Genomic DNA, 23,212 nt, shown 5'->3' on the forward strand with positions numbered 1-23,212 from the left:
ACTTTTTGAGAAAATACCGCTATGAATCTCAACTTAAAACGCACATTTCTACCCGGCTTGATGGCTGCAACTTTAGCCGGCGGTACCTTAATCCCTGCTAAACCGGCTTCTGCTGATATGTTACGCGATATCGGTATTGGCGCAGGTGCAGGTGTAGTCACTGGTGCTGTCAGAGGAAATGGTGCCGTCATCAATAATGCCATCAAAGGTGCTGCGGCTGGTGCTGCGGTGAATGCTGTCCACGGTACAAGAAGGCAAGCACGTAACCGCAGAGTTGGTAACTTAGGTCAAGACGTGGGAGTTGGCGCAGCAGCTAGTACAGTTACAGGTATCATTCTGCATGGCACCAAAAATCCTGGTGGTGATGCGATCGATGGTGCAGCTGCGGGTGCAGCAATCAACGTTCTCACCAATGGTCGTAGAAATAGATAATCCACAATCCATAATTAATCCATAATTTGTAGTTAAACAATTACGAATTATGGATGATGGATTCAGGGAATTCCCAATCACAAATCTCTCAGATTTTCTTGTAGGATAAGGATTTTGAGTTTCCAGAATCCATACATTTTGTCCATTTCGCTCTCTAATAGGCATAACTTAACTTTTGATTATGCCTGAAAAAAATATTCCCTAGCCAAGCTAGGGAATATTAATAAAAAACATTAAAAGCCTAAAACAATTATTCCGAGTTTGAAATTCGCTGATTATTGGCCTTTTAAAGCTTTTCTAAAGTTGCGGCGATAGGATGGATTTGTCGCAAATAAAGCAGGCCACAACAGAGCTAAACCAATACGATTAGTCAAACTAGGTCTAAAGTTAGTGCGCTCAAAACCCTTCCAGAATTTCCAAGCGCCATATACATAACCTGCAATTAGCCCAAAAATAATTAACTTAACAACCATTATTATTACTCCCAGCACATCTGACAGAATTTGAGTTAAGGATTTCTACACTATTTAAATAAGTGTTAACGAAAATCGCCAAGGAAAAACTATAATCTTCAGTTTTTGCTAGCTGTTTGCTGAACGATACTTCCATTATTCCAGTTTAGAGTAGCCTCTTGCAGAGTTGCTAGTACTGTGGCGTAAAATTCAAAATCCATAGGCTGTAGGCTTTTCATTGATTTTCAGGCAAAACCACAACAGATAATTTACAGGACTTACGCAACTGGTACACCAAACTTCTGGTTTAAGAGTCAACAGTCAAGGGTCAAGGGTCAAAAATTCAGGTTTTTTGGACTGTTGACTCTTGACTCTTGACAGCCTAAACGAGAAAAATGTGACACTTGCGTAAGTCCTAATTTATTTACTTGCCAGCTTAACTATAGGAATCATATTTGATTTGTGCGAAGCTATGTATACCTTGATTCTTGCTTCCACTGTTCTTTATAGGCATCAAGTCAGATAACAGTTAGCAACCATCTTTGATGCTCAAATTAAAAAATTCTCTAAAATTAGATAAATCAGAAATGTTCATAATTATTTATAAAGCCTGTGCTACCTAATAGCGAAGCCGCAAGACTTGCAGCCCTCCGCCAGTACCAAATTCTCGATACAGAACCAGAAGCAGCCTATGATAACTTGGCTAAGTTAGCAGCCTTTATTTGTGGTACTTCGATCGCTTTAGTCAATTTTATTGATGAAAACCGCCAATGGTTTAAAGCAAAATTAGGCTTAGATGTACCACAAATGCCTCGGAATGTAGGTTTATCCTATCTTTGCGTAGATCGAAGAGATTTTGTAGTTGTGCCGGATACATTAGCTGATGAAAAGTTAGCTAACAATCCAGTAGTCATTGCCTATCCCTTTGTCAGGTTTTATGCAGGTGTACCTTTGATTACTCCCCAGGGAGATATATTAGGAACTCTCTGTGTGCTAGATCAAGAACCACGACAATTAAACCCACAACAAATAGAAGCGCTGCAAGCTTTAGGTCGCCAGGTAATTGACCAATTAGAGTTAAGGCGTAATTTAGCAGAATTATCCCGTGTTTCTCTAGAACAACAGCGAGTCACAGCCGCGCTAGAACGAAGTCAGCAAGAACTGAAAGACTTTGTAGAAAATGCCAATGTCGGGATGCATTGGGTACAGGCTGATGGCACGATTCTCTGGGCAAATCAGGCAGAACTTGACCTTTTAGGCTACAAGCGCTCAGAGTATATTGGACACTCGATCGCGGAGTTTCATGTTGACCCAGAAGCGATCGCTGATATTATGCAACGGCTGAGTAATAAGGAAAATTTACAAAATTACGAAGCCCGGATGCGCTGTAAGGATGGCTCAATTCGCTATGTTGTGATTCACTCTAATGTATTGTGGGAAAACGGTGAATTTATCCATACACGCTGTTTTACCAGAGATATTAGCGATGCCTATTGGCAAGCTACGCAACGCAAACAAGTAGAAGCAGCTTTAATCGAAAGCGATCGCCGTCTTAAAATAGCATTGCAAGCTGCTAAACTTGGCTCTTGGGAGCATAATTTGCTCACAGGCGAGCTGTCAGTCTCTAACCAATGCAAGGCTAATTTTGGTCTAGGAGAGTTAGCTGAGTTTACCTATGACACTTTACTGCAAGCTATTCATCCCGATGATCGCGCTTATATGCAAGAGTCTGTCAGACAAGCTCTAGCAAATCACAGCGATTATGAGGCAGAATATCGCAATATTTGGCCAGATGGCAGCATTCACTGGATACTAGCGCGAGGTGTGGGGATTTATGATGGTGATGGTCAGCCGACGCGGATGATTGGTGTCACACTTGACTTGACTGCACGTAAGCAAGCTGAGGAAGCATTACAGGCGAGTGAACTACGTTGGCAACTTGCCTTAACTGGCAACAATGATGGCATTTGGGATTGGAATGTCAAAACCAATGAAGTCTTCTTTTCCCCGCGCTGGAAAGAAATGCTGGGTTATGCCGATCAAGAAATTCCTCATAATTTAGATGAATGGTCAAAACGAGTTCATCCTGAAGATTTAGATTGGGTATTAGCAGCAGTTCATGAGCATTTTGACAAAAAAACGCCATATTACGTGACTGAGCATCGCATTCAGTGCAAAGATGGCAACTATAAGTGGATTTTAGATCGGGGGCAAGCAGTTTGGGATAGTAACGGTGAAGTCGTGCGAATGGTCGGTTCCCATACCGATATTGACGATCGCAAACGGGCAGAAGAACAGATTAAAAAGCAAAATCAGCGATCGCAATTATTTTCGCAAATCATTGTCAAAATTCGTGACTCTCTCAAGATAGAAGAAATTCTGCAAACCACAGTTACAGAGGTGCAAAAACTCCTACAATCTGACCGAGTTTTAATTTTCCGACTGTGGCCAGATGGTTCAGGAACAGTAGTGAAAGAAGCCGTGTTACCTGGTTGGCCTGTCGTGCTGGGACAAAAAATTATTGACCACTGCTTTCAGCAAAATTACTTAGAGAGATATCGCCAAGGTAGAGTCAGCACCATTACAGATGTTGATCAAGCTAATATCCGAGACTGCCATAGAGCAATGCTGCACAAGTATGGTGTTAAATCTAACTTGGTAGTGCCGATTCTCAGTGGCGAGGGTATTTGGGGCTTGTTGATTGCTCATCAATGTAGTAGCCCTCGTGAATGGCACAGTCATGAACTGGATTTGTTACAGCAGCTAGCTAACCAAATTGGTATTGCTCTGTGGCAAGCTCAACTGTTAGAACAAGAAACCCGCCAACGGCAAGAACTAACTCGTTCCAATACCGAATTAGAACAGTTTGCTTATATTGCTTCCCATGATTTGCAAGAACCATTGCGGATGGTGACTAGTTACTTACAACTCCTAGAGCGTAGGTATAAAAGTCAGCTAGATACCCGTGCAGATGAGTTCATTAACTACGCTGTCGATGGGGCGCAGCGGATGCAAACTTTAATTAATGATTTGTTGAACTATTCCCGCGTCAGCACTAGGGGGCAACCCTTTAAATTAGTAGATTGTCATGCGGTTGTCGAAAAAGCGATCGCAAATCTGGAAGTAGCAATCAAAGAAAGCAATGCCGTAATTACCTGCGATCCTCTGCCGCAAATCATGGCTGATACTACACAATTGGCACAAGTCTTTCAAAACCTGATTGCCAACGCCATCAAGTTTCACCGGGAGGAACCGCCCCAAATTCACATCCAAGCGCTCAAAAACACCATCGAGACAGCAACAGAAATTCCCCATCTCACCCCCACAGGAAACGAATGGTTATTCTCAGTGCGTGATAATGGAATTGGTGTAGAATCCCAGTATGCTGAACGAATTTTTGTAATTTTTCAGCGTTTGCACAGCAGAAGTAAGTATCCCGGTACTGGAATCGGGCTGGCTATTTGTAAGAAAATTATAGAACGCCACGGCGGTCAGATCTGGATGGAGTCAAAACCGGGCGAAGGCTCGATTTTTTACTTTACGATTCCAGATCAAACAGGTAAGCAATCGTGAACAATTTATCAGCAGTTATGCCTATTGAGGTTTTGCTAGTAGAAGATAATCCTGGCGATGCGTTACTTACACGCATCGCTCTGGAAGATAGCAAAATCTCAGTGAACTTAAGTGTTGTTGAAGATGGGGTAGAAGCAATGGCATTCTTGCGAAAACAAGATAGATATGCTCATGTTCCTCATCCCGATATTGTCTTACTTGATTTAAACCTGCCAAAAAAAGACGGGCGGGAGGTATTAGCAGAAATTAAAGGTGACGAACATCTTAGACGCATTCCTGTCGTTGTGCTGACAACCTCCCAAGCTGAAGAAGATATTGTTAAAGCTTATAACCTAGCTGCAAACTGTTACATAACCAAGCCAGTGGACTTCGATCAATTTGTGAGAATTGTTCGTTCCATAGAGAACTTTTGGTTTGCGGTTGTCAAATTGCCACCGGAGTAACGCTAATGACAGGTGAAAAGATTAAAGTCCTGTTAGTTGAAGATAACCCTGGTGATGTCCTCTTATTGCAGGAATTTTTACAGGATGTCACTGCAGCTGTAGTGGAATTGATGCCGGTTGAGCAACTTGATGAGGCATTAAACCATTTAGCTCGCGCCAGCTTTGACGTGATGCTTTTAGATCTCTCCTTACCAGATAGCCAGGGTTTAGAAACATTTATTAAAGCGCACAATCAAGCAAAATCAACTCCGATTATTGTCCTTACAGGGATTGCAGATGAAACTTTAGCATTAAAAGCGATGCAACAAGGCGCGCAAGATTATTTAGTTAAAGGGCAAGTCACAGGTGATTTGCTGGTACGCTCCATGCGTTATGCGATTGAGCGCCAAAGGATAGAAGATGCGCTCCGTCAAAGTGAAGAGCGATTTCGAGTCGCGCTGAAAAACTCACCCATCTTTGTGTTTAACCAAGACCTAGAATTACGTTATACCTGGGTTTATAACCCTGCTTTTGGGTTTACAGCCGAGGAAATGTTGGGTAAACGTGACTCAGAATTGATTCCCCTAGAAAGCGCCCACCATTTAACGGCGATGAAATTGGGTGTATTAGTGACGGGAGTAGGTACTAGAGATGAAGTATCAATTACAACTACCCAAGGCACCCGATATTATGACTTGACGGTAGAACCATTAAGAAACGAAGCACAACAGATTATAGGTATTACTTGCGCTTGTATAGATATTAGCGAACGTCAAGCAGCTTTAGAAGAACGCAAGCTCGCTGATGCCACAATCCGCGAACAAGCGGCATTGTTAGATATTACTACAGATGCGATTCTAGTCAGAGATTTAGAAAACAAAATTCTCTTTTGGAACAAAGGCGCAGAAATCCTTTATGGTTGGTCGGCGGCGGAAGCTAAAGGCAAAAATGCCAGCGAACTGTTAGATAACGATGAACCGCAGTCAGATATGGAAGCAGCACTTTTGGAAGTGATCAATAAAGGTAAATGGCAAGGTGAGTTAACGAAACTTACCAAAGCTGGCAAAGAAATTTTAGTTGCTAGCCGTTGGAGTTTGGTATGTGATGAACAAGGTAAACCCAAATCAATTCTTACCGTTGACACAGATATTACCGAAAAGAAACGTTTAGAAGCGCAATTATTTCGTGCCCAACGTCTAGAAAGCATAGGTACCTTAGCTAGCGGCATTGCCCATGACCTAAACAACATCCTCACACCAATTTTGGCAGGAGCGCAACTCCTACCCATGAAATTTCCCGATGTTGATCAACGAACTCGTCACTTGTTGGAAATTTTGGAAGTTAACGCTAAACGCGGCGCAGATTTAGTTAAGCAAGTGTTGTCATTTGCACGGGGTGTAGAAGGTAAGCGCATTAATCTGCAAATCAGACATTTGATTGTAGAAGTTTCTAAAATACTGAAAGAAACATTTCCTAAATCAATTCAAGTCTCAACTGATTTGTCAAAAGACTTGTGGATAGTGTCTGGCGATGGAACACAAATTCATCAGGTGTTAATGAATCTCTGCGTTAATGCACGTGATGCTATGCCTAATGGGGGTAGTTTATCCATCTGTGCTACAAATTTGTATATTGATGAAAATTATGCTCGCATGAACCTGGAAGCCAAAGTAGGCCCTTATATAGTGATTACTGTTACTGATACAGGAGCAGGTATTCCAGAAGAAAATTTAGATAGAATCTTCGAGCCATTCTTTACCACAAAAGAAGTAGGACAAGGTACAGGCTTAGGTTTGTCTACAGTTATAGGAATTATTAAAAGCCACGGTGGTTTTATCACAGTCCATAGCGAAAAAGGTGTAGGCACAAGCTTTGAAGTATATTTACCAGCAGTTGAGGGCGTAGAAACACTGAAAGCAGACAATGCCAAAATCGCTACCGCAAATGGTGAAACGATTATGATTGTTGAGGATGAACCTGCTATTCAGGAAATTACCAAAACATCCCTCGAAACTCATAACTATAAAACCATTGTCGCTAGTGATGGCATTGAAGCGATCGCAGTTTACGCGAAACACATGGATCAAATCAGTGTCGTACTCATGGATTTGATGCTACCTTCCCTCGACGGCTTAACCGCCATCCGCACCTTGAAAAAAATCAACCCCAAAGTCAAAATTATCGCCACCAGCGGCTTGATGTCTAGCAACAAACTAGAAGCAGTCGCCAACAGTGGTGTGACAACCTTCTTACCCAAACCATACACCATTAATGAATTGTTGCTGACGTTGCAGAGGGTGATTGCGTAGGTGAGGGATTGGGGATTGGGGACTGGGAAAAAGCAGGGGGGCAGGGAGCAGGGAGCATGGGGGAACAATCACAAACACCAATTACCAATTACCTATTACCTATTACCCTATTACCCAATGCCCAATGCCCAATGCCCCATGCCCTTTTCACCGCAAAATATAAAGAGAATCATCCGGTTGCCATTGGTCGCGGGGGAGGGTGTAGTAGACTACATCATGACCGTAGTAGCTGGTATGCTTTTGATAATTCATCCCTAGCTTTTGAATGACACGCACTGAACCAATGTTTTCTGGATGTGCGATCGCAACTATCCGATCTAACTTTACTTCCCAAAAACCATATTTTAAAGTGGCTTGTGCTGCTTCTGTGGCTATACCCATATACCAAAAAGACTTGTCAAACACATAACCTAGTTCAACTTCCGGCGTATCTGCTAAAAAATCCAATCCACAACGCCCAATCATTTTGCCAGTTTCTTTGTGTATTACTGCCCACATACCAAAGTTGTTTTCTTCCCATTGTTTAATATGTCTGTATAAACTAGTCTGTGTTTGCTCTGCTGTTCGGGGTACCAGATATTTCATAATTTCCGCATCGCTGTAGATACGAAACAAGTCATCAAAATCAGCCAACGTTAAGTGTCTTAATCGCAGACGCAAAGTTTCTATTTCAGGCATAGTTTTACAAGGCAAAATTAATTTGATGGCTGGCAAACAAAATACTTATAGATGTGTCATTGCGAATGAAACGACGCAATATCTAGGGCTTGGAGTTCCTTCCCTGATGATAATGTTCAGTTAAGAACAGTTATTTATTGGCAAAAATGAGGTAGATGAGCAAGTAAAATCTTCTTTGCTCACCATATTTTATATCTTTTAAGTTAAATTTTATTGCCTTGAATCACACATAAAATAATTTCAAAGTAATTGCTGTTTACCATCAGTGAAATACTCAAGCTCAAACACATCTAAGCACATTAAATTTCATGAGTTTCCTGTGATATAGGCTTCTTGCCTAGCCAAGGTTACAAATTTGCCGATTACCCCTCATCTAATTACGAATTACGTAGCGCTTTGCGCTTCCCGCAGGGTATTACGAATTAGTACTTATCACCACCAGCTATATTCCAATTCTCCTGTTTGAATTTTGTCCCAAATATGTTCTCTGCAAATAACTAGCTTCTCAAATGTAATTTGAATATTTCTCCGCATTGCGATTTTAATACACTCCATTTCCTGCTTCGAGAGCTTGCCATCTGCCACAGCACGCTCAACAATAATTCTCAGGTGGTTGATATCTTCGAGTTCGTCAGGTGATAAAGGCTGATAGTTAAATCGCTTGAATTCCATAGTTTGTCTGCGTCTACCGAATTTCCTTGAATTTGTTAAGCTTGTAAATTGGCTACGCGCTTAACGGTGTCATGCTATGGGAATTTTTTAGTGAACTCATCACCAAACTTGATCAATACCCATAGCGAGAGAAAACCAAACTGCAATATAGCTTTTTTACCATAACTATACTGAGAATTTGACGAATTTCTTAAGGAGTAGTACAGACATAATGTCTAAAAAGCCTTCCCAAAGCGATTTTTTTAGCTTACAAACCTCTTCAGATAAATGGCAGCAGATGGTAACACAAGTTACATATCGTTTCAATCGCCAGTACGAGAATCAACCTTTTGAATTACCCGCCGAAGTTGAAGCGATGCCCATATATAGGGACTGGATTAGTGGTACATTACCAGGAAAAATTGCTTCTCACTTCTGGGAAATCGGGCAACCGCAAAAGAATCAACATTGTTTAGACATTGGTTGCGGTGTCAGCTTTCTCATCTATCCTTGGCGAGATTGGCAAGCATATTTTTATGGGCAAGAAGTTAGTGTCATAGCACGAGATACCCTCAATTCCCGGGGTTCGCAATTAAACTCAAAGTTATTTAAAGGCGTGGAGTTAGGCCCAGCTCATCAATTAAAGTATTCTCAAGCTATTTTTGATATAGCGATCGCAACAGGATTCAGCTGCTATTTTCCTTTAGATTATTGGACTGCTGTATTGTCGGAAGTCAAACGAGTCCTCAAACCTGGCGGACAGTTTGTATTTGACATCCTCAATCCCGAACAGCCTTTAGCAGAAGATTGGGCAGTTTTAGAAACTTATTTAGGTGCAGAAGTATTTCTCGAGTCGATAGCAGACTGGGAAAAAACAATTAAAGCCTCTGGCGCTAAAATCGTCACCCGCAAGTCAGGGGAATTGTTTGATTTATACAAAGTGAGGTTTTGAAGTGGTGATTGGTAATGGGTAATGGGTAATGGGTAATTGGTAATGGGTAATTGGTAATTGGTAATTGGTAATTGGTAATAATAATTTCCCTTTTTTTCCTTTTCCCCTTTCCCCTTTCCCCCTCATCCCCAGTCCCCAGTCCCTAGTCCCCAGTCCCCAACCCCCAATCCCTCCCCAGAGATAGCGTAATGCGTAGGTAGTTAACTATAATGCTCTTACTATGAGCACCTACTTACCCCTTAAAAAATCCTACAGGCAACACCGTCGGCGTGAAAATGACTGGCGGTTATTTTTGCGCTTAGTACCTTATGCTCGTCGTAGCAGTCGATTGCTAGCGCTGTCAATGTTATTGCTCGTACCTATCGCCTTAGCTAATGCTGTACAACCATTATTGATTGGACAGGCTATTTCCTTGATTCGCCAGGAACCCAGCGTTTATGAGTTTCTTAAAAATCGTCCGTTGCTGCAAGGGTTAAATATCCTGGAAGGGTTGTTGCTGGTTGCAATTACTATCAGACTCTCGCTTACAGGTTTTCAGGGTTATTTCGTACAGAAGCTAGGACAACAAATTACAGCAGAAATTCGTGATGATTTATTTCATCATGTGACATCTTTATCTGTACGCTTTTTTGACCGCACACCTATTGGTAAATTAATTACCAGACTTACCAGCGATGTGGAAGCTTTAGGGGATGTATTCTCTACGGGAGCAGTAGGAATTGTCTCTGATTTATTTTCTATGCTGGTAGTTATCAGCTTGATGTTTTCTCTGCAATGGGAATTGGCTTGTTTATTGCTGGTGATGCTGTTACCAGTGAGCTTGATCATTATCTACTTTCAACAACAGTATCGCCAATCAAATTACAAAGCACGAGAAGAACTTTCGATGCTCAATTCCCAGCTACAAGAAAATATAGTTGGGATTAATGTAGTGCAGCTATTCCGCCGCGAAAGATTCAATGCTGAATTATTCCGCACTACTAATCAACGTTATAAACAGCAAATAGATAGAACCATTTTTTATGATTCGGCAGTTTCCGCCATTTTAGAATGGATTGGCTTAGTGGCAGTTGCAGGGGTGCTAGTAGTAGGTGCTTGGTTGCTACTAGGAAAAAGCATGACTTTTGGGGTTTTGTCGGCATTTGTTTTGTATGCTCAACAATTATTTGAGCCTTTGCGGAATTTTGCCGAGAAATTCACCGTCATTCAAGCAGGTTTTACGGCGATTGAACGAGTTATTAACATTTTAGATGAACCGATAGAAATCCGCGATCGCCATAATTCCCGTATCTCTATTTATGATGCTAAATTCGGCTACATAGATGAGGTGGTTGCTAATCTCGAATCAGAAGCAGCTAAACCACAAACTGAATTAGGCGAAATCCGCTTTGAACACGTGTGGTTTGCTTACAAAGACGATGATTATGTTATCAAAGATTTAGATTTCACTATTCATCCTGGGGAAAAAATAGCATTAGTTGGGCCTACTGGTGCAGGTAAAAGTTCTATTATTCGGCTGCTATGTCGTCTTTACGAACCCACTCAAGGACGGATTCTGGTAGATGGGGTAGATATTCGTGACTTACCACAAGCAGAATTGCGGCGTTATCTGGCGGTTATTTTACAGGAAGGCTTTTTATTTGCTGGGGATGTGAAAAGTAATATCACCCTGGGAGATAATTACAGCTTCGATCAAATCCAACAAGCTGCACACCGAACTAATATCGATCAGTTTATTCAACAATTACCTCAAGGCTATGATACTCAACTTAGAGAACGGGGCACAAATATTTCTAGCGGACAAAAACAACTTTTAGCTTTTGCTCGGGCGGCAATTCGCAATCCCCAAGTATTAGTATTAGATGAAGCCACAGCTAGCCTAGATGTAGGAACAGAAGCTTTAGTTCAGGAAGCATTAAATCAGCTTTTGGTAGGGCGTACCGCAATTATTATTGCTCACCGTCTATCTACAATTCGCAATGTCAACCGCATTTTTGTCTTAAAGCGCGGTGAACTGATTGAGCAAGGAAGCCATGAAGAATTACTGCGAAAAGGCGGAATGTACGCCACCTTGCATAATTTACAAATGTTAGGAACCTAAACACCAACCTCACAATTAATAAAATTTTGTAGGGTGTGTTGTCGCGCAGCGCAACGCACCTTAATTTTTAATAGCTCTTTGAAGAAATCAAAATTCAATACGGTTAGGTTAAGCTCATTAGTTATTGATTTGTTAGTTATTAAAGAAGCCAGAAGAATTGGGGGATTCTCCCCCAAACCCCCGATTGGGTGACGGTTGCGTCCCCCAAACCCCCTCCAAAATTGTTGTTTTGTTTTTTTGTTGAGTAACTAGTTTTTTGGTTTGGTTATCAATTAATTTTCTTAACTGAACTGTATTTACGTAAAATTCAATTTCATCGGCGTTTATCTGCGGTTTATGCAATCAAATTTCGTACCTCATTTTGATTTTACATTGGTGCGTTGCGCTGCGCGACAACACACCCTACATTTGCAATTAATTATGGATTTAAAAAAATTTGCTACAAATTGATGATGTGAAATGTCTCAATTCTAAATCTGATTATTGGTAGATGTTCACTCCTTTGCTAATTGGAAGAATACAATTTTTTAAGCGCTCAAACTTACAACTTTTCTAGAATCTAAGCAAAGTGCAGCTATAGAATACTTAAGAACTACCGAGGCTTCTTTAGCATTACAAGAACTCTTCACTTCCACAGTTCTCTTTTCATCCTTCACTAACTTAGCTTTGTAAGTATATAGTGAGCCTGAATTATCTTCAAAACTAAGTTCAGCTAATAAAGTCTGATTATCTAAACTTTGTTCCAGAATTTTACCTGTTACTGCGTAATTAAACCAATCCCAACCATGACGCAGAATTAATTCCTTTTCTAAAATTTGTAAGGGAACTGGCAAAATTCCCCAGCCGCGATAGACTTGATTAAATAACTGGATATCTCCAGTACGAGCCAAAATTGATTTAAAAGTATCTTGGTCTAAATTACCATAATAGCGTCCTTCTGGTAAATCAATCATTGTTGGTGCAAATCTATGTCCACCAAAATGACTTGATTTCCAAATCCGCACATTTTCTAAGCTTGAATGAGCAATAGTTTCTTGAGCGTAGAAATAAAAAGGATTACCATATCTTGCACAGCATTTATCATGGCTGCCATGAGTACATACTAAAATATCTCTAGTAAATTTGGTTTCTCTTTCATAATCAGAAATATTACCCCATAAGAATTTCTTTACTAGCGCTGCTACTTGCTCAATATTCGCTAGCTTAAATTCATGCTTGCGGTATCCTTGACTTAATCCCTTTTGTTTTTGATAAATTAACAGAGTTGTTTGTTCGACTTTATGTGATAAATCATTGGCAATTAATAGAAAACGAATTGGTAATTTAGCACGTTTTACATCCTCTACTAAAGCCTTTAAATTACTTGGTACCCATTTAGAATTAAAAGCCTCTGAAGTCCAAGGTGGAGGACATTCAACTAAAATATAAGTTTCGGAATTGGTAGCGCTACCAATTAAATTTTCTCCTATTTGTTTAGAATTATCTGAACAGAAAAAAGTATTCATCTATCTGATCTCATGCTGATATTTTATGGACAATGTGAGGACAAAATAAAATTGTGAGCCTGGTTACAATAACCTACAATTAACTGAATTAACTGGGTAAAACCAGGTAGCCACTTTATAACATTCATTTCTACTAAACCTATTTCCGGTTAATAAATTCTCCACAATAGGGGTAGAAAAGTTGAGAAAAATTTCTTCCGTACCGACAGAGTTATTTTTGTATCCTTTGCCATTTGACAGTTGAAAAATTCTCAATTGCTGATGACAGCCTTGTGTACTCTTGATGAAAGAGCCACAGTCAAAGTATTGTAGCTTTAGCCTACTTAAGTGATTCAAGTAACTGATAACACAGTCATAAATCTGGCTAAAATTACGAGAGTTATTTAAATTTTTTTTAATTAAATGATATATATAATCATTTGCAGTCCGTGTCTCTACATCTGTAGGTATAAATTTACATTTGTTCTGTTTTACTAAGGAACTTAGCTGTGTTAGCCACCATCTAATAGATTGAATAGCATTTTGCTCATCTACTCCTACGGCTGGATGTTGATTGGTCTCAGATAGAGAAATTGTCTGGATTGATTCATGGGTTTTTAAGTATTTATCTCTATTAGGATTTAAAATCATATTGAAAAAGATTCTCAATAGGCTTAGAAAAAAATAGAATTTTGTAACTAAAAATTAGGTATTTTGTTTTATCACCTTTACTAACATTGTGTAAGGTTAAGAAAAGCAAGATTAACTGTGAATAAATAAATTGCTGACTTTTGGCAGTAGGGAACTATTTATCAGCAAATATGGTTAATTTTGCAGTTATATTCAGTTTTTAAAGATATTGCTGTCCCTTTTACTCGTTTCATCTACTGAAATTTTCATTGGGCTTTAATTTTATACCTATTTTGAATGTAACTGAAGTTAAGAATAAATGCAAGTCTTTCATAACTTTTATGGAGTTTGCTGCAATTTACAAACTCATCAATCCAAGATAAATCAAGGCTAATAGCATAATTAATAGTTGAGTTTGCTGCTGATAGTAACTATTGTGTTCTTCAATACAAATAATAGTTTTTCTCAATAGTGAATTAATATTGCAGTGTGAAAGGTGACAAATCAATATTAGAGAACACAGAGGGGATAATTTTTATACTGTTACGTAAGCGCGATCGCATCTGAGCGAACTGCGCTACTGTACTGATAATGCATCAATTGTGTGGTTAGATTATTCTTGGGCAGTGGTGATGAGTCGAATATTGCGGCGCGTCGCGGGTAATGATACAACAAGAAGTCTGCAATGGTAACGTCGAAACATGGCAAACTACCTTTAGCCGCGATTCCATAATTTTGTGGGCGTTAAAGACTTACGATAAAAAGCGCAGAGAATACCCCCAGTTATTTACTCAACCAGAGTATGCCCATTTGAGAATTGTACATCTGCGATCGCCTGTTGCTACCGAAAATTGGCTACACAAGAATTTTGTCGAAAAATGAAAATAGAAGCGAGAATAAGCTTTATTCGCTTATCGCACAGCAACAGCTTTTATGAATGAGTATTTATTGAGATTTGCGGAAATTAGCTATTTTATCGATTGTGAACCTGATGCACGATCTGTAAACTTGATGCACGAGTTCGTGAACTTGATGCACGAGTTCGTGCAATTGATTCACAAGTTGTAAACTTGATGCACGAGTTCGTGAACTTGATTCACAAGTCGTGAACTTGATGCACGAGTTCGTGAACTTGATTCCCAAGTTGTAAACTTGATGCACGAGTTCGTGTACTTGATTCACAAGTTGTAAACTTGATAATTTAATTTCACCATAACGTCAGGGCGATCGCATATTGGTATCCCCTGGAAGCCGAGAAATTTCTTAGCTGTGGTTCCTATTTTGTCGCTACGCCCATAATATGAGGACTGACAATGGGGAAAGGGGCCTCGAAATGCTCATAATTTAACTTAGAAAATCCTGCTTGTTCTAAAGCCACCCAAGTTTCCCTGTCTGGATGACAACCATCACCTAAAAATTGCCAAATTGGGCGAACAGTACTTTGCACCCGTCGTAAAAAAGTACCACTGGGTGCGGCGATATGTTCAATAAATAAGAATCGTCCACCTGGTTTGAGAACCCTTAATATTTCTCGAAATGTAGCGGCTAGATTTGGTACTGAACACAGAACTAAGGTACTCACTACAGTATCTATGCTGTTATCTGATGCATCTATGCTGTCAGCGGTACCTGTACGGATATCGATGTTGAAGCCTAACTGTTCAGCTGCTTCTCGCAGATAAGAATGCATGAATGGGTTTGGCTCAACTCCAATCCAGTTAATATCTTGCGGGTAGTAAGATAGGTTTGGGCCTGTTCCGGGGCCTATTTCTAAAATATTACCGTGGAGATTGGTAAAGAGAGAAGTTTTGCGCTCTTTTACGGCTTTTTCATATTCAGCGCTACCTTTAGCCATCATCCAAGCAAACAGGCGTTTACCACAATTACTGCAAATATAATTTGCTGATTGTCCACAAGTTTGCTTTTCGGTCATATTCTACTTTGCCTAATATTTCAGCCTCTATATTTATTCAGCATACAATTTGCTATAGGAATCCGATTTGATTTTTGGAAAAATCTCACCTTTGATGCTGATGCGTTACGCTATCGCTAACGCATCCTACGTTAACGACTTGAATTTATAAAAATTAGGAATTTTTACGAAGTTTTTAGCTTTTTGATTTCTGCTAACCAAGTAAAAAACACAATACCGCAAAGGCCAGCAGTTAAATCAACTAAGTCAAAAGAACGATAAGGTACAAAAAATTGAATTATTTCATCTATGACACAAATCGATATCACAATTATCGGAGCCAATGGCAAAGAAATATTGAAAATTTGAATTTTACGTTTATTCCAGGCTAAATGGCTGATAAAAGCAGCAATACCTAATAGCAAAAAGTGCAAAATTGTATCGTAATGAGGAAATTGAGCTAGTTCGGTGGGGATAATTTTTAGATATGCAGATAGCGAGATAGACGTTAAAATGCCAAAGTAAACCCAAAATGCAAATACCCAAGGTTTATTAGCTTTCATTTTCAGCGCAGAGAAAGTATTTTTGATAACTCCAAGCATAACAAAGAGCATTCCGCAATCAGGAACGCTCTATTTAGAAAAATTTGCTAAAGATAATGAAAAGTTAACTTGAAGATTGCTAATATGCAAAATGCCTAAATTAGCCAAAAATTAGGCATGAAGATTTGCTTGTTCTTGTAACCAGGGGTCTACAGGCTGTCCATCTTTGCGACGTAATTCAATTTCCACTACCATAACTTCTTTAGAGCCAGGAGGAGCAGGTTTTTTATGGAAAATAATGTCATAGGCTAGTGGATCGTGATTACGTTCTTTCAACCATTCTTGCACTTTGGTCGTGGCAAAGAATGATTGACCTTGTTCAAACATCCGAGTAATCTGCATTTGTAGGGTGTAGGGATTTAGGCGACCCATTTTTAACCACCTTTGTTCAATAATTTGCAGGGTTAGCAATGCCTACCCTACTTGACACTTTCATGTTACTTGTATCATAAGTAAGTTTTCTACTGTAAAAGATATTAACGCCAGCTTAATATTGCCCTAAGCTAGCTGAGAAACAAAGCTTTGTACTTCTATGTGCAATCGCTGTCAGAGTTTCCACAATCATCGGTTAAGAGTTTTGAAATCAAAATTTGCTTTATTCAAGGTTTTTCCCGTTTTTTCCATTTCCCTTTTCCCCTTCAGCAAAAATATTGCGTCATGGTTTAGAGACCATTTATAAGTTAAGACAGTTCAGATCATTAGTGATTGATTTGTCAGTTGTGGAAACACCTAATTCAATTGGGGGAGAATCCCCCAAACCCCCGATTGGGTGACGGTTGCGTCCCCCAAACCCCCTCCAAAATTATTGTTTTTGTTGTCAATTTATTTTTTTAGGGATTTCCAAGAAATAAATTATTCCATCTTGTGGGGCGGACATCTTGTCATTGGGGTCAACTTAACCTGAAAACCGCTTGGTTTAAAGGTTTCGCCCTCACCCCCAGCCCCTCTCCCTCAGGGAGAAGGGAGCAAGAGATTCAATTCCCCTTCTCTCTCAGGGAGAAGGGGTTAGGGGATGAGGGCGCGAGGTATTTGTACAACGCCCGCCCTATATAGCTTTTAGCTTAAGTTGACACCAGTGCTACGCGCCTACCTCCGCGTTGTAGCAAGTGGTGTTGTGTTAGGGCTATGAAAGAATTTGGGATACAGAGACAATGAGATTTAGCCGCAGCACCGCAAAACTTTCTGTGTGATCATTGTTGCCAATTGTACTACCCCTAGAGTTATTATTTTGAGGTTATCTAACGCTCACTTTATTGCTTATTTAGGTAAATTGCATGGCAGCTGACAAATTAAAACGGGTTCCAATGGTTTTACAGCTTAAAGGCTCGGTGATCTCAGCTATTGCTAAAAATGTCTTATTGTTTGGAATTTTTGGGATTATTATTTCTATTCTTCACTATTATAAGTTTCCAGTTTCCCAACCTATATTAGGCAGCGTTATTCCCAGTATTGTTTTAGGTTTATTACTAGTTTTCCGCACAAACACAGCTTATGAGCGTTTTTGGGAAGGTAGAAAAAGCTGGGGTGCAATAGTGAATACTGTGAGAAATCTAGCAAGGCAAATTTGGGTAAGTGTTGATGAAGTTTCTCCAGAAGATAGAAAAGATAAAATTACAGCTTTATATCTATTAGTAGCTTTTGCTGTGGCGATGAAATTACATTTACGCGGTGAATCTGTCAATCAGGAGTTAAAAGAATTGATGCCGTCGTCTATGTATCAGGAATTGAAAATCATGAATAATCCGCCCATAGAAGTAGCTTTTTGGATTGGTGATTATTTACAGCAAAGATATAACTACAAATGCCTCAATAGCTACCAGTTAACATCTATGCAAGAATTATTGAATAATTTAGTTGATAATTTAGGGATTTGCGAACGGATTTTAAGAACACCCATGCCGCTTGCTTATGCAATTCATTTAAAGCAATTATTATTCCTTTATTGTTTGCTGTTACCATTTCAAATGGTGCAAAGCTTGGGTTGGTGGACTGGTTTAATTGCGGCTTTAGTCAGTTTTACATTATTTGGGATTGAAGCTATCGGCTTAGAAATCGAAAACCCCTTTGGTTATGATGATAATGATTTGCCTCTGGATGCAATTTGCCAAACCATGAAACGCAATATTGATGATTTAATCAGCTTAACGCCAAATGTGCGATCGCTTTCCAGCAACTTGACCAATACAGAAGATTTGAGTCTCGGTAATTAATCCCAAATTTACAGCCGCCGAATGGCAATTTCCAGCCCTGTAAAAACACTTGTGAGAAAATCTAAATCTAAGCTGGCAATCGTATCGCTTGGTTTATGATAATGCGGGTTCCGCATAAATGCCGTATCTGTCACCATAACTGCCGGATAGTCAGCATCCCAAAAAGGTGCATGATCACTAAGTCTCGTTTGCGGCACAATTAAACCGCGATTGGGGACTGGTAACCACTGGCTACCTATACCAGCTTGGCGAATATTGCGACTCATGCTAATTAAGTCAGGAATTGTTCGCAGATTTCCAATTAAAGCAATGAAATCTCCAGTATTGGGGTAAAAGCGTTCTAAGGGAGGGGGGTAACTTTGGCTACCAGGATTAGAGTCTTGATATCCCAACATTTCTAAAGACAACATCAAGCGTAGTGGTTGCTGTTGTTGGCGTAATAAAGCTGCATACTCAGCACTACCTAATAAGCCATATTCCTCCATATCAAAAGCTACCAGCCTCAAGGGATATTTAACTGGTTCAGCTGCGAACTTGCTCGCTAATTCCAACAGAACCGCCACACCTGTAGCATTATCATCAGCTGCTACTGTTCCCGGTACACCATCATAGTGAGCTGCTATTAAAATAGGTGGTAAATTTCGCTGTTGTTTTGTAGCTGCTGGCGGCAAATTTAAGATGAGATTCTGACAAATTTTTCCCCCAACATCAAAGGTGTGGATTTCCACACTTCCCCATTGGCTAAATTGCTGACGAATATATTCTTGGACAAAAAAATGTCCGGCTGTCGCCATATAGGGATCGCGTTCTCGCGCTATTTCTGATAGGTAAGCTTGGAGACGTTCTTTTAAATTCAATTCTTTATGTCAATGTTATCCTAGTCTTGCAACTAGCTTCTTTAGCTAAGGGTGCGATCGCTCTTACCTAAATCATCAATATTTAGATGAGGTATACCGATTCCACAGCATCAAGCTAGGGGCAGTCTCTTCCAATCATAATATATATAGTTAAGACACATTTAGGAGAAGAGTAACGCATGGGCAAGGTAGTCGGCATCGACTTGGGTACAACCAACTCAGTAGTCGCCGTAATGGAGGGTGGCAAGCCGGTGGTGATTGCCAATGCAGAAGGAACGCGAACAACCCCCTCCGTTGTTGGCTTTAGCAAAGAAGGTGAACGCGTCGTGGGACAAATGGCACGGCGACAAACCGTCCTCAACCCCCAAAACACTTTTTTTGCGGTTAAACGCTTTATTGGGCGAAAGTATGGCGAATTAAGCCCAGAATCTAAGCGTGTACCCTATACTATCCGCAAAGATGAAGTTGGTAATATTAAAGTTGCCTGTCCCCGGTTAAATAAGGAATTCGCCCCAGAAGAAGTTTCGGCAATGGTGCTGAAGAAATTGGCAGATGATGCTAGCCGCTATTTAGGCGAACCTGTGACAGGGGCAGTAATTACAGTTCCCGCTTATTTTAATGATTCCCAGCGCCAAGCCACTAGAGACGCAGGCAGAATTGCTGGTTTAGATGTATTGCGGATTCTCAATGAACCTACAGCCGCTTCTTTAGCCTACGGAATGGATCGGGGTGATACTGAGACCATCTTAGTATTCGATTTAGGTGGCGGTACATTTGACGTATCGATTCTGGAAGTTGGCGATGGGGTTTTTGAAGTTAAAGCCACTAGTGGAGATACACAGCTTGGTGGTAATGATTTTGATAGAAAAATTGTAGATTGGTTAGCAGAACAATTTTTAGAAGCGGAAGATGTAGATTTAAGACGCGATCGCCAGGCTTTACAAAGGCTGATGGAAGCAGCAGAAAAAGCCAAAATAGAACTTTCGGCGGTTAGCGTTACCGAGATTAATTTACCTTTTATCACTGCCACAGAGGACGGCCCCAAACACCTGGAAACCCGCCTGACTCGTGCCCAATTTGAAGGTTTATGTGGTGATTTGGTGGGACGTTTACGCACCCCAGTCAAACGCGCCCTCAAAGACTCTGGCCTAGCACCCGCAGATATTGAAGAAGTGGTGTTAGTAGGCGGTTCTACCCGGATTCCGATGGTGAAGCAGTTAGTGCGAGACTTAATTGGTGCAGAACCTAGCGAAAATGTGAACCCCGATGAAGTGGTAGCCGTAGGTGCAGCCATTCAAGCGGGTATTTTAGCTGGGGAACTGAAAGACGTGCTGCTGTTGGATGTTACCCCCCTATCTGTGGGTTTGGAAACCATCGGCGGCGTAATGAAAAAATTAATTCCCCGCAACACCACTATCCCAGTCCGCCGTTCTGACATTTTCTCTACGTCAGAAAATAATCAAAATACCGTGGAAATCCACGTAGTCCAAGGCGAACGGGAAATGGCAGCTAATAACAAATCTTTGGGACGATTCAAGCTGTATGGTATTCCCCCAGCACCGCGAGGCATTCCCCAAATTCAAGTATCATTTGATATTGATGCTAACGGCATTTTACAAGTAACAGCCTTAGATAGAACCACTGGCAGAGAGCAGAGTATCACAATTCAAGGCGCTTCTACCTTGAGCGAATCAGAAGTTAATCGCATGATTCAGGATGCTCAAAAATATGCCGATATTGACCGAGAACGCAAAGAAAGAGTAGAAAAGCGGACTCGTTCGGAAGCGTTGATATTACAAGCCGAACGCCAACTGCGAGAAGTCGCCCTAGAATTTGGAATGCAATTCGCCCGCAGCCGTCGTCAACGCATCGATACTATTTGTCGCGAACTCAAAGACAGTTTACAGCAAGACGACGATCGCGGCATTGACCAAGCTTACGCTGACCTGCAAGATGCTTTATATGAACTAAATCGCGAAGTCCGCCAGTACTATGCTGAGGACGAAGACGACGATTTATTTGGGACAATCCGCGACATCTTTACCGGTGGCGACAAAGAACGCGATCGCGATTATCCGCGAGGAGATTCCTATTGGGATAATAATTCCTATGGCGGCGGGAATTCTGGTAGAGACTACGGTAGAGATTCTAACAGAGACTATAGCGGCAATTCCGGTAGAGACTACGGTAGAGATTCTAACAGAGACTATAGCGGCAATTCCGGTAGAGACTATGGCGGGAATTCTAGTAGAGACTCTAACAGAGACTACAGTGGCAATTCCGGTAGAGACTACGGTAGAGATTCTAACCGCGGCTATGGCAGAGATAATCGTTCCTCCTCCTCTGACAATCGGTCGAATCGGCGATCGCGCCCCAGCTACCAAGATAACTGGGATGATGATGATGATTGGCTGTAACTCCTAGCTAATATCGCCAGCAGTCAGCAGTTAGAAGAAATATAGCTGGAAATTTAGCTTTTTGACTTTTGACTTTTGACTTTTGACTTCCCCGTAGCGGATGAAATTAATTCAAAATTCGGATTTGGTGATTGGTGATTGGTAATTTGTTATTAGTCAGCGTGAAGCAAAACAACAGCTGACAACTGACTGTATCCATTACCTATTACCAAAAACTACAATCTCAAATTTAAAGTTGAATACCTGAACTATGCAAAATTTGCAGAATTTTCGTGATTATTACGAGATTTTAGGAGTACCTAAAGAAGCCTCAAGTGAGGAAATTAAAAAGGTTTATCGGCGGTTAGCGCGACAGTATCACCCCGACCTTAACCCTGGAAACAAAGAAGCTGAGGAGAAATTTAAAGACATCGGTGAGGCTTATGAAATTCTTTCCGATACAGCCAAGCGCGCACAGTATGACCAATTTAGCCGCTACTGGAAACAAAAAGGCTTTAATAAACAAACCCCTAAAGCTAAAACCTGGGGCGATAATCGCAATAACAATCGCAACAATCAAGAAGTAGATCCCAGTCAATTTCCTGATTTTGAAAGTTTTATTAATCAGGTGATTGGCGTAGGTAATGGTAAAAGCAGCAAAAATGGTGCAGCTAACAACACAAATACCGATCCATTTCGCACCACTAAAAGCCGAGTTGAATATACAGTCCCCAAAAGCCCACCACGCCCCGCCCGTCGGGATATTGAAGCGAGATTAACCCTACCCCTAGAAAAAGCTTATGTAGGCGGTAATGAACGGATTAGGCTTGAGGATGGGCGATCGCTAGAAGTAAGTATGCCCCCTGGAATGGTCACAGGTCAAACTATCCGGCTACGCAACCAAGGTATTGGTGGCGGAGATTTATACTTAAAAATTACCGTCGAACCACATCCTTTGTTTAAGCTAGATGGTTCTAATATTTTCTGCCAAGTTCCAGTCACTCCCAGTGAAGCCGTTTTAGGCGGACAGGTAGAAGCACCAACTCTCGATGGCCCCGTAAAAATGACCATTCCCTCCGGAGTGAGATCTGGTCAAAGATTCCGTTTAGCAAATAAAGGCTACCCCAACGACAGCGGTAAACGTGGCGATCAATTAGTCGAAATCCAAATACTTACCCCTAAAACTATTAGTGCTGAAGAACGGGAACTGTATGAAAAATTGCGGGAAATTGAAACGTTTAAACCCCGTGCAGATTTAATAGATTAGGCATGACGCTTAATCAAAATCACAAAAATGGGGAAATGAAAGACTTTCTCTTAATTATTAATGGAATTTTTACACTAAAATAAATGTAAGATATAGCAATTTCCAATCATTTTTGAACCGCTAAAAATGATAAATTAATACTGAATAAAAAAATTATACAAATTCAAATAATGTTTTCGACAGATAAATTCTTTGTAGGGGCACGGCATCCACAATCTTTTGGTATATGAAATATCTTACAGGTGCCGTGCCCTCACCCATCTGTTGCGTTCTTTTTTCAAAAT

Annotated in this window: 19 protein-coding genes; 10 read left to right on the top strand and 9 right to left on the bottom strand. The window is 40.6% G+C overall.

Annotation, left to right across the window (positions count from 1 at the left end):
- Nucleotides 1–21: 21 nt before the first annotated feature.
- Entirely contained in the window at nt 22–432 is a 411-nt protein-coding gene (locus AACU25_RS03605) for a hypothetical protein (RefSeq protein WP_096573939.1), read from the top strand.
- A gap of 275 nt (nt 433–707) precedes the next feature.
- On the opposite strand, the gene AACU25_RS03610 is transcribed toward AACU25_RS03605, so the two are convergent.
- Nucleotides 708–905 carry a hypothetical protein gene (locus AACU25_RS03610; RefSeq protein WP_096573940.1) on the bottom strand — a complete coding sequence of 66 codons (198 nt, stop codon included), beginning with the start codon at nt 903–905 and terminating at the stop codon, nt 708–710.
- 582 nt (nt 906–1,487) lie between these two features.
- Here AACU25_RS03610 and AACU25_RS03615 point away from each other — a divergent pair.
- The 3 genes from AACU25_RS03615 to AACU25_RS03625 are packed head-to-tail and all read left to right on the top strand — an operon-like array spanning nt 1,488 to nt 7,188.
- The gene (locus AACU25_RS03615) at nt 1,488–4,457 is read left to right on the top strand and encodes a PAS domain-containing protein (protein ID WP_190445982.1); all 2,970 of its coding nucleotides are present in this window, start codon (nt 1,488–1,490) and stop codon (nt 4,455–4,457) included.
- Between the two features lie 17 nt (nt 4,458–4,474).
- Nucleotides 4,475–4,900: a response regulator gene (locus tag AACU25_RS03620; RefSeq protein WP_190445981.1), complete on the top strand. Its 426-nt coding sequence runs from the start codon at nt 4,475–4,477 to the stop codon at nt 4,898–4,900.
- Between the two features lie 5 nt (nt 4,901–4,905).
- Nucleotides 4,906–7,188, top strand: coding sequence for a hybrid sensor histidine kinase/response regulator (locus AACU25_RS03625; protein WP_096573943.1), 2,283 nt, complete (start codon nt 4,906–4,908; stop codon nt 7,186–7,188).
- A gap of 147 nt (nt 7,189–7,335) precedes the next feature.
- On the opposite strand, the gene AACU25_RS03630 is transcribed toward AACU25_RS03625, so the two are convergent.
- Entirely contained in the window at nt 7,336–7,866 is a 531-nt protein-coding gene (locus AACU25_RS03630) for a GNAT family N-acetyltransferase (RefSeq protein WP_096573944.1), read from the bottom strand.
- A 432-nt stretch (nt 7,867–8,298) separates the two neighbouring features.
- Entirely contained in the window at nt 8,299–8,538 is a 240-nt protein-coding gene (locus AACU25_RS03635) for a hypothetical protein (RefSeq protein ID WP_096573945.1), read from the bottom strand.
- Between the two features lie 211 nt (nt 8,539–8,749).
- Here AACU25_RS03635 and AACU25_RS03640 point away from each other — a divergent pair, with 211 nt between their 5' ends.
- Together AACU25_RS03640 and AACU25_RS03645 are read left to right on the top strand one after the other, a co-directional pair.
- Nucleotides 8,750–9,469: a class I SAM-dependent methyltransferase gene (locus AACU25_RS03640; protein ID WP_096573946.1), complete on the top strand. Its 720-nt coding sequence runs from the start codon at nt 8,750–8,752 to the stop codon at nt 9,467–9,469.
- Nucleotides 9,470–9,689: 220 nt separating this feature from the next.
- Nucleotides 9,690–11,570: an ABC transporter ATP-binding protein gene (locus AACU25_RS03645; RefSeq protein ID WP_096573947.1), complete on the top strand. Its 1,881-nt coding sequence runs from the start codon at nt 9,690–9,692 to the stop codon at nt 11,568–11,570.
- 527 nt (nt 11,571–12,097) lie between these two features.
- Here the strand turns inward: AACU25_RS03645 and AACU25_RS03650 are convergent.
- Together AACU25_RS03650 and AACU25_RS03655 are read right to left on the bottom strand one after the other, a co-directional pair.
- On the bottom strand, nt 12,098–13,075 hold the full coding sequence (locus AACU25_RS03650; protein WP_096573949.1) for a sucrase ferredoxin: 978 nt from the start codon (nt 13,073–13,075) through the stop codon (nt 12,098–12,100).
- Nucleotides 13,076–13,138: 63 nt separating this feature from the next.
- Nucleotides 13,139–13,705, bottom strand: coding sequence for a hypothetical protein (locus AACU25_RS03655; protein ID WP_096573950.1), 567 nt, complete (start codon nt 13,703–13,705; stop codon nt 13,139–13,141).
- A 642-nt stretch (nt 13,706–14,347) separates the two neighbouring features.
- Between AACU25_RS03655 and AACU25_RS03660 the strand changes: the two genes are divergently transcribed.
- Nucleotides 14,348–14,566, top strand: coding sequence for a hypothetical protein (locus tag AACU25_RS03660; protein ID WP_096573951.1), 219 nt, complete (start codon nt 14,348–14,350; stop codon nt 14,564–14,566).
- Between the two features lie 394 nt (nt 14,567–14,960).
- Here the strand turns inward: AACU25_RS03660 and AACU25_RS03665 are convergent, their stop codons facing one another.
- The 3 genes from AACU25_RS03665 to AACU25_RS03675 form a co-directional block, all read right to left on the bottom strand.
- Nucleotides 14,961–15,617 (bottom strand): class I SAM-dependent methyltransferase, encoded by a 657-nt coding sequence (locus AACU25_RS03665; RefSeq protein ID WP_096573952.1) that lies wholly within the window; start codon nt 15,615–15,617, stop codon nt 14,961–14,963.
- A gap of 164 nt (nt 15,618–15,781) precedes the next feature.
- Nucleotides 15,782–16,198 carry a VanZ family protein gene (locus tag AACU25_RS03670; protein WP_321206853.1) on the bottom strand — a complete coding sequence of 139 codons (417 nt, stop codon included), beginning with the start codon at nt 16,196–16,198 and terminating at the stop codon, nt 15,782–15,784.
- A 111-nt stretch (nt 16,199–16,309) separates the two neighbouring features.
- The gene (locus AACU25_RS03675) at nt 16,310–16,570 is read right to left on the bottom strand and encodes a hypothetical protein (protein ID WP_096573953.1); all 261 of its coding nucleotides are present in this window, start codon (nt 16,568–16,570) and stop codon (nt 16,310–16,312) included.
- Nucleotides 16,571–17,472: 902 nt separating this feature from the next.
- On the opposite strand from AACU25_RS03675, the gene AACU25_RS03680 reads away from it, so the two are divergent.
- Nucleotides 17,473–18,408, top strand: coding sequence for a bestrophin family protein (locus tag AACU25_RS03680; protein WP_096573954.1), 936 nt, complete (start codon nt 17,473–17,475; stop codon nt 18,406–18,408).
- Nucleotides 18,409–18,416: 8 nt separating this feature from the next.
- Here the strand turns inward: AACU25_RS03680 and AACU25_RS03685 are convergent, their stop codons facing one another.
- Nucleotides 18,417–19,265, bottom strand: a complete 849-nt coding sequence (locus tag AACU25_RS03685; protein WP_096573955.1) for a M28 family peptidase — start codon at nt 19,263–19,265, stop codon at nt 18,417–18,419.
- A 179-nt stretch (nt 19,266–19,444) separates the two neighbouring features.
- Between AACU25_RS03685 and dnaK the strand changes: the two genes are divergently transcribed.
- Together dnaK and AACU25_RS03695 are read left to right on the top strand one after the other, a co-directional pair.
- Nucleotides 19,445–21,682 (top strand): molecular chaperone DnaK, encoded by a 2,238-nt coding sequence (gene dnaK / locus AACU25_RS03690; RefSeq protein ID WP_096573956.1) that lies wholly within the window; start codon nt 19,445–19,447, stop codon nt 21,680–21,682.
- A gap of 250 nt (nt 21,683–21,932) precedes the next feature.
- A complete protein-coding gene (locus AACU25_RS03695; protein ID WP_096573957.1) occupies nt 21,933–22,928 on the top strand; it encodes a DnaJ C-terminal domain-containing protein in 996 nt (331 codons plus the stop codon).
- Nucleotides 22,929–23,212 lie beyond the last annotated feature (284 nt).

Source organism: Tolypothrix tenuis PCC 7101, assembly GCF_963874875.1.
GTDB classification, from domain to species: domain Bacteria; phylum Cyanobacteriota; class Cyanobacteriia; order Cyanobacteriales; family Nostocaceae; genus Aulosira; species Aulosira tenue.